Source organism: Pseudomonas sp. EA_65y_Pfl2_P78, assembly GCF_963970495.1.
GTDB lineage: Bacteria > Pseudomonadota > Gammaproteobacteria > Pseudomonadales > Pseudomonadaceae > Aquipseudomonas > Aquipseudomonas baetica_A.
This window is the reverse complement of record NZ_CAXAON010000067.1, coordinates 1-7,156: the sequence shown is the minus strand read 5'-3', so window position 1 is coordinate 7,156 and position 7,156 is coordinate 1. Positions and strand designations below refer to the sequence as shown.

The 7,156-nt window shown below is 57.2% G+C and carries 6 protein-coding genes and 3 pseudogenes; 7 read left to right on the top strand and 2 right to left on the bottom strand.

Going from position 1 to position 7,156, the window contains the following annotated elements; all coding sequences use genetic code 11:
- Positions 1-185: 185 nt before the first annotated feature.
- A pseudogene (locus tag AACY02_RS25700) lies at positions 186-608 on the bottom strand (tyrosine-type recombinase/integrase); the annotation flags it as partial.
- A 68-nt stretch (positions 609-676) separates the two neighbouring features.
- Here AACY02_RS25700 and AACY02_RS25695 point away from each other — a divergent pair.
- From AACY02_RS25695 to AACY02_RS25665, 7 genes and pseudogenes are all read left to right on the top strand, one after another.
- Positions 677-1,726, top strand: a complete 1,050-nt coding sequence (locus AACY02_RS25695; protein WP_339434332.1) for a phage late control D family protein — start codon at positions 677-679, stop codon at positions 1,724-1,726.
- Between the two features lie 49 nt (positions 1,727-1,775).
- Positions 1,776-2,339 (top strand): glycoside hydrolase family 19 protein, encoded by a 564-nt coding sequence (locus AACY02_RS25690; protein WP_339434331.1) that lies wholly within the window; start codon positions 1,776-1,778, stop codon positions 2,337-2,339.
- Positions 2,321-2,863, top strand: coding sequence for a lysis system i-spanin subunit Rz (locus tag AACY02_RS25685; protein WP_339434330.1), 543 nt, complete (start codon positions 2,321-2,323; stop codon positions 2,861-2,863). Before AACY02_RS25690 ends, AACY02_RS25685 begins: the two co-directional genes overlap by 19 nt.
- A 608-nt stretch (positions 2,864-3,471) precedes the next feature.
- A complete protein-coding gene (darA, locus tag AACY02_RS25680) occupies positions 3,472-4,413 on the top strand; it encodes a 2-hexyl, 5-propylresorcinol biosynthesis aromatase DarA (RefSeq protein ID WP_339434329.1) in 942 nt (313 codons plus the stop codon).
- 7 nt (positions 4,414-4,420) lie between these two features.
- On the top strand, positions 4,421-5,572 hold the full coding sequence (gene darB / locus AACY02_RS25675; protein ID WP_339434328.1) for a beta-ketoacyl synthase DarB: 1,152 nt from the start codon (positions 4,421-4,423) through the stop codon (positions 5,570-5,572).
- A gap of 86 nt (positions 5,573-5,658) precedes the next feature.
- On the top strand, positions 5,659-5,781 hold the full coding sequence (locus AACY02_RS25670; RefSeq protein ID WP_339434327.1) for a hypothetical protein: 123 nt from the start codon (positions 5,659-5,661) through the stop codon (positions 5,779-5,781).
- Positions 5,782-5,800: 19 nt separating this feature from the next.
- Positions 5,801-6,007 (top strand): annotated as a pseudogene (locus AACY02_RS25665) (hypothetical protein); the annotation flags it as partial.
- Between the two features lie 253 nt (positions 6,008-6,260).
- On the opposite strand, the pseudogene AACY02_RS25660 reads toward AACY02_RS25665, so the two are convergent.
- A pseudogene (locus tag AACY02_RS25660) lies at positions 6,261-7,156 on the bottom strand (IS3 family transposase); the annotation flags it as partial.

Sequence of the window (7,156 nt, the reverse complement as noted above, 5' to 3'; positions counted from 1 at the left end):
GAAGCAGCATCTTAAGTAATGCGGCTCTGCGTTCAGGTGAATAGTACGGCACGACCAGTCTCTTTCCGCCCCCGATATGCTTTTTTTGGAAAAACCGGAGAGGCGACAACTATCCTGACACCGGGGGATCCAGACAATCGCTAACCGCCGTCTTCCCTGCTTGGGGAGGTATTCCTCCCCAGGTATTAGTTTTCGCGAAACCCCAGCATTTTCGACACGATACCGGCTATGCTCTTGGTGTCCTTAGGTATCCATCTACCGTAATGCTTTCTCACCATTGTTGTGTCGGCGTGCCCTAGCTGTCTGGCCACCCATTCGACGGGCACATAGCTCGATAGCATCTGGCTGGCGAACGTGTGGCGGCACTGGTTGGCGCCTCGATGGCGCACTTCTGCCTTTTTCAGATGAGCTGTGAACCAATTGCTCAGGGTTTTGCCGCTCCACAACGACCCGCTGGTAGAGCTGCGGAAAAGAAACCTGACTTTCATCTTCTTTGACGTGATGTTGTCGCGCTGGATAACGGTGATCTCTTCGACTGGTGATTCCCTGGCTGCAGCAACGATGTCTCGCATCAGTTCCAGTGCAGGGTCTATCAGCTCGGCGAGCCGTTGCGTTACGCGTAACGGTGCATTCTTCTCTGACCCGCCTTGTGCGGGCTTTTTTTTGGACAAAATCCATGACCCCGATGTTTCGAATCGTCGCCGATGGTGCCGACGTCACGGCCAAGATCAACGATCGGCTGTTGTTGCTGCGCACCTCGGACAAGCCCGGCATGGAGTCCGACGAGTTTGAGTTGCGTATCGATGACCGGGATGGACAAGTACAGTTGCCTCGGCGGGGCAGTTCGATCGAGGTCTATTTAGGCTATGCCGAAACCGCTTTAGCCCGCATGGGACGTTACACGGTGGACACCGTCGAAGTGTCGGGGCCGCCGGATACGATCGTGATCAAAGGCAAGGCCAGCGACATGCGTGGCAGCGGCAAGACCATCCGTAGCGGGAGCTGGGAAGACGTGCCGCTGTCGAAGATCGTGGCCGACATTGCCGCGCGTAATGGCTGGCAGCCGGTGTGCCCGGTGTCGACCAAAGTGGCGCGAGTGGATCAACTCAACGAGTCCGATTTTAATTTCATCACCCGGCTGGCCAAGCAATACGACTGCACGGCCAAGGTGGCCGATGGCAAGCTGTTGGTGATGCCACGTCAAGGCGGACAGTCCGCAAGCGGCAAAGCATTCGGCGCGGTCACGCTGACACGCAGCGACCTCAGCCGCTGGCAATTCAGTCTCGGCGATCGCAGCTCGCACAAGGCGGTTGCGACCAAGCACCAAGACAAGAAAGACGGAAAGCTGGCCATCGTCACCATCGACAACGACGACGCGCCGGATGGCCTGCCGGCGGTGCATACCGACCGGCATATCTACCCGAATAAGACCGCTGCCCAAGCGGCCGCGAAAGCGCGTCTGGCGGCGTTCAACCGCTCGACCGCCGACGTGCGTTTTGAGATGCCTGGGCGCACGGACATTTTTGCCGAGCGGCCCATTCTCGCCCAGGGCTTCAAGGTCGGGCTTGATGGCGAGTACCTGGCGGATTCGGTCGAGCAAGTGTTCACCCAGTCTGGCTGGTCCACCACGGTCGAATGCAATGCCGGCAAAGCCGGTAAATCCAAGGGCAAGAAAAAGAAAGGGCCGAAACCACCCCTCAAGGTTGTGAACATCGAGAAACAGTAGCCGCATCCCATCGCCGCCTGAGAGCGGTTTTTTTACGTCTGGAGTTTGTATGTCCATCACTGAACAACAGCTGCAAAGCATCATGCCCAACGCCCGCCGCCAAGCGGGCGTTTTTGTATCCGCCCTAAACACAGCCATGGCGCATCGGCAGATCAACACGCCGAAACGCCAAGCCGCGTTTCTGGCGCAAGTCGGTCACGAGTCGGGTCAGCTGCAGTACGTCCGGGAGCTGGGCGGCGATCAGTACCTGAGCAAATACGACACCGGCAACCTGGCTGCGAAACTGGGCAACACCCCGGCAGCGGATGGTGATGGCCAGCGCTATCGCGGTCGCGGTCTGATCCAGGTCACCGGTCACGACAACTACCTGCGCTGCAGCTTGGCGCTGTTCGGTGACGAGCGATTGCTGCGCACGCCTGAACTGCTGGAGCTGCCGCAGTGGGCCGCCGAGTCGGCAGCATGGTTCTGGTCAGTGAATGGGCTGAACGCGCTGGCCGATCAAAACGAATTCAACACGATCACCCGCAGAATCAACGGCGGTCTCAATGGCCTGCAGGATCGGTTGGAGTTGTGGGGGCGGGCGAGGGCAGTGCTATGCGTCTCGGCGAACTGATCCCGGCGCCGTATCGGCTGCTGGCAAAAGGCGTACTGCTGGTCATCTTGGTCGGTGGTTCTGTGGCCATTACCTGGCAAGTACAGGATTGGCGCTACGGCAAACAGCTCGCAGAGCAGGCCCGCCTCCACGCCGAAACCCTCAATCAACAGGCCCTAGACTCGGCCGCACAGCAGCGTGCCGAACAAGACAAACGTCTCGCGCTCGAGCAGCGCCTGGCTACCAGTGAACAAACCCATTACCGAGCCTTGAGCGATGTCCAACGTGATCAAGGTCGCCTGCGCGACCGCCTTGCCACTGCTGATCTGCGCTTGTCAGTCCTACTCGACGCCACCTCCGGCGCCGGCAACAGATCGGTGTCAGCCACCACCGCCACCGGCGGCGTGGATCATGGCCCCACAAGAGCCGAACTTGACCCAGCGCATGCTCAACGAATTATCGGCGTCACCGATGACGGCGACCGGGGGCTGATTGCCCTCGCGGCGTGTCAGGCATACGCCAAAGAAGTCTCAACACTGAAGTGAAAAAGAGCGGCTGATCCGGATGCATCAACATCCGGTCCAGCCGCCGTCCCTATCCAGTTCGAAGATCGGCTGCTGTCGATTTAACAGAAATTTCGGTTACGCAAAATCCGGGACACCTGCAGAACATGGGAGTTACACCACGTCCTGGCCCAACAGCGCCATCGTGTATTCGCGCCACTGAATCGAGGGCACGCGATAAAATTCGCCGCACTTATTTGACAGGCCACAATAAGTATCTAGAGTTCGTCTGTGAAGAACTGGAAGGAATCCAGTCTGCCCGAGCTAGAATCAGGAGTTGCATGATGTACAAGATCACGGATGAGCCGCAGTTGAACCGCGCAAAAGCCTACCAGAACAATCCCGCCCACTCGTATATCGACTTTCGCCAGACAGCCTCCGCGGCTATCTGCAAGTTGGCGCCCCTCTTCTATTGCGTACGCCACTAGCGACGTACTGCATTCGCTCGTCCCGAATAAAAATTAGACGTTAAAAACTTGGTGTGCCATTACCCCAACAAGCTATCCGGGGTGGAGCATCACGCTCTACAGAACTGCCACTCGAATCTCTGGCGTGTTTGTGTAGTTGAAAAGCAAAAGGTCCCTGCACTTATGAAACATGTTCTTGTGATTCGTTATTCGCAAAGCGGTCAGTTGAGCGAAGTGGTCGAAAGTCTAATTTCGCCTCTACGTTCGACACAGGAGGTTAAGGTACATGAAGTGGTGCTCAAGCCCCGGGTTGCCTATCCGTTTCCTTGGCCTGTGGGCAAATTTTTCGACGTGTTTCCCGAGACCGTGCAACTCAGCCCGCCGGCCATCGAACCGGTGTATACGAATCACACTCAGCCCTTCGACTTGGTGATCCTAGCGTATCAGGTCTGGTATCTGTCGCCATCACCGCTGATCACCGCATTTCTCAAGAGCGCGGAAGGCAAGCGTCTGCTGGCCGGGCGCCCGGTGGTCACGGTGATCGCCTGCCGCAACATGTGGCTGATGGCCCAGGAGGCGGTCAAGCGTCTACTGGATGAGGCCGGCGCGCAGTTGCGCGACAACGTGGTGCTAACCGACCGGGCCAATACCTTCGCCACACTGATTACCACACCGCGCTGGATGTTCACCGGCAACCGCGAGTCATTCCTCGGCCTGCCCAAGGCCGGGATTAGCGCCCAGGATGTCCAAGGCGCTGCACGTTTCGGGCGGGCATTGAATGCCGCCCTGTATGCCAATAAAGAGAAAGCCGAAGGGCCGATGCTGGCTGGACTGGGGGCGGCGACCGTCAATCCTGGGCTGATACTCAGCGAGCGAGCGGCTTATAGAGGCTTCAAGTTCTGGTCGGGAATAATTTGCCGTTTCGGCAAGTATGGACAATGGCTACGGCGACTCTTGCTGTGCTTATTCATCGTCTATCTATTGTTGGTCATCATGACCGTCCTGCCTATTTCACTTGTGTTACGCCGCTTGCTTCATCCATTTATCCGGACGCGCCTCAATGAGTTGCAGCGTTATTACGAACAGCCGTCCGGTTCGCAACTAAATTTTGAATCTAAAGAGTGAAATAATCATGAGTAATTCGTTTGTCTATATTACGAAAACATCCACGTATATGCCGGGAGAGGCGGTCGATAACGATACGATGGAGAACATTCTCGGGTATGTGGGCGGGCGACCTTCACGGTCTCGGCAGGTGGTGTTGCGTAATAACGGAATCAAGCAACGCTATTATGTGCTGGATCCGGAAACTGGTGTTCCCCGTTTCACTAACGCGCAAATAACCGCCGAGGCGATCAAGGGCCTGGTGGGCGACGATTTTGCCCTGGACTCCATGGAATGCCTGTCCACCGGCACCACCTTGCCGGACCAACTGATGCCCAACCATGGCGTGATGGTGCATGGCGAGCTGGGCAACAAACCTTGTGAGGTGGTGTCCACCGCCGGCATCTGCCTGGCTGGCCTCACCGCGCTGAAATATGCCTACCTGTCGGTGCTTGCGGGAGCCAGCCGCAAGGCAGTGGCCACAGCTTCGGAGGTGGTTTCGCCGGTGCTGCATGCGCGCAATTTCGATGCGGAAAACGAGGCGCTGGTGGCGCAGATGGCGGCCCGCCCAGAAATCGCCTTCGATAAAGACTTCCTGCGCTGGATGCTATCCGACGGGGCCGGGGCCTTCCTGCTCGAGAACCAACCACGGGCCGGCAGCCTGTCGTTACGTATCGACTGGATAGACATCTTTTCCTACGCCAACGAATTACCAACCTGCATGTACGCGGGCGCGGAAAAGGCCGAGGACGACAGCTTGACCGGCTGGATGCGGCTGCCCTCTGAGCAATGGGCATCGCGCTCGATTTTCGCAATCAAGCAGGACGTGCGGCTCCTGAACGAGAACGTGGTGAAGTACACCCTCGGCAAGCCGCTCAAGGAGGTGATGATCAAGTACAACCTGTCGCCCGAGGCCATCGACTGGTTCCTGCCGCACATGTCATCGGAATACTTCCGCAAACCGATTGTCGAGTGCATGGAAAACACCGAATTGGCGATTCCCCAAGAGCGCTGGTTCACCAACCTGTCTCATCGTGGCAACACCGGCTCGGCGTCGATCTACATCATGATCCACGAGCTGCTTGAGTCCGGACGCCTGCACAAAGGGCAGCGCGTGCTGTGTTTCGTCCCGGAAAGCGGGCGCTTCTCCGGTGGTTTCATGCATCTGACGGCGGTCTGATACGCCTCGCCATGGCGCAAGAGCCCAGTGGTCGGCACGGGCCGGCCACTGTTTCGTGGTACGCATCCAACCGCAAGGGAATGAACATGGAAACGTTCGAACAACATGTGAAAAAAGTGGTGGCGACCGAGCTGGACGTCAACCAAGCAGACCTCACAAATTATGCCCACGCCTCACAATGCCCTGTCCGCGCAACTGCCTCATTCTGAGCGCTAAGCCTTACACAAGGCCATATCGCCGAACTACTTGAAAGATCGCGGCCTGCGGGAAGGCAGCTATGGCGAAATCGTCAACGAGCGCGGTCGGACAGTGTTCGAGGTGGGCTTTACCCGTGCGATTCGCAAAGGCTGGCTGGTGATCGCCCATCTCAAGGCAGGCACTGCGCGACAACTAGGACTGGCCCCATCCTCTGTAATTCCAGAAATCGGGAGCTGACGTGGAACAGTGCGTTGCCCTGAGCCGTAGATGAATGGGGCGAATCCGATGGTTTTTTCTTCTGGGGTTTCGGTCATTTTGCGTCTCCGTACATAGAGACGTGTGATGAGAGAAGGCTTGTATCGCGGTGCAGGCGAAGCGGGCTTAACAGGTTACTTGTTTGTATCGTTCAACTCCCTCGATTCCGGAGCTGCCGCATTCTGCCGACGAGTTACTTCACCGTGTCTAGTCCTGAAATAGGTTTACACCTGTTTCACCCCAACGCCCGATGCGCTGCATCGGGCGTTTTGTATTTTAAGGACAGGTGCGGGCGTTCCTGGTTGTAGATCAGGATCGCTTCTCGCACCATTTGCTCCGCTTGCGCCAAGTCTTTCGGCCGGTGGAGCAAGAGTTCCGTTTTCAAGATGCCGTTGACCCGCTCTGCCAAGGCGTTCTGGTAGCAGTCGTAGCCATCTGTCATCGAACACGTGATGCCATGCTTGGCGTGGAGCTTTTGATACAGCGCCGAGCAGTACTGGACTCCTCGATCCGAGTGATGGACCAGTTTCTGGCGTGTTCGACGTGTCTTTAACGCCATGCGTAAGGCGTGGGCCACCGAGTCGGCATGTAGGCTGCCATGCACGTGATAACCGACAATTTTTCTTGAGAAGGCATCTGTGACCAGACTCAGGTAGACCGGGTTGTCACGCTGGGTGGACAGGTAAGTAATATCGGCCACCCAGACCTGTTCCGGACCGGTCGCGACAACTTGCTGCGGGCCTGGCTTTAGCAGATTGGGATGGCAGCGAAAGTGATGATGGCTGTCGGTCGTCTTGTGATACGCCCGTTTCCTGCGAACCAATTGCCGGTGCTCGCGCAGCACCTCAAACAAGCGATCCCGGCCAACATGCAATTCAGGTTTCTCATGCTCCGCGTGCATCAATGACTGGAGCTTGCGCGCGCCAATGCAGGGTTGGCGCACTCGGATTGTCTGCACAAACTTGATGATTTTCTGATCTTGATCGACTCGAGCCCGATAGACACGATCACGCTTGTAAAAGGCTTGGCGACTGATCCCCATAAACTGGCAAGCCCTGCTGACACTCAGGGTTTGGGTTTGCGCAACGACTTGCCGGGCCGCTTTTTTACAATGGATACGCCGTAGTCGTT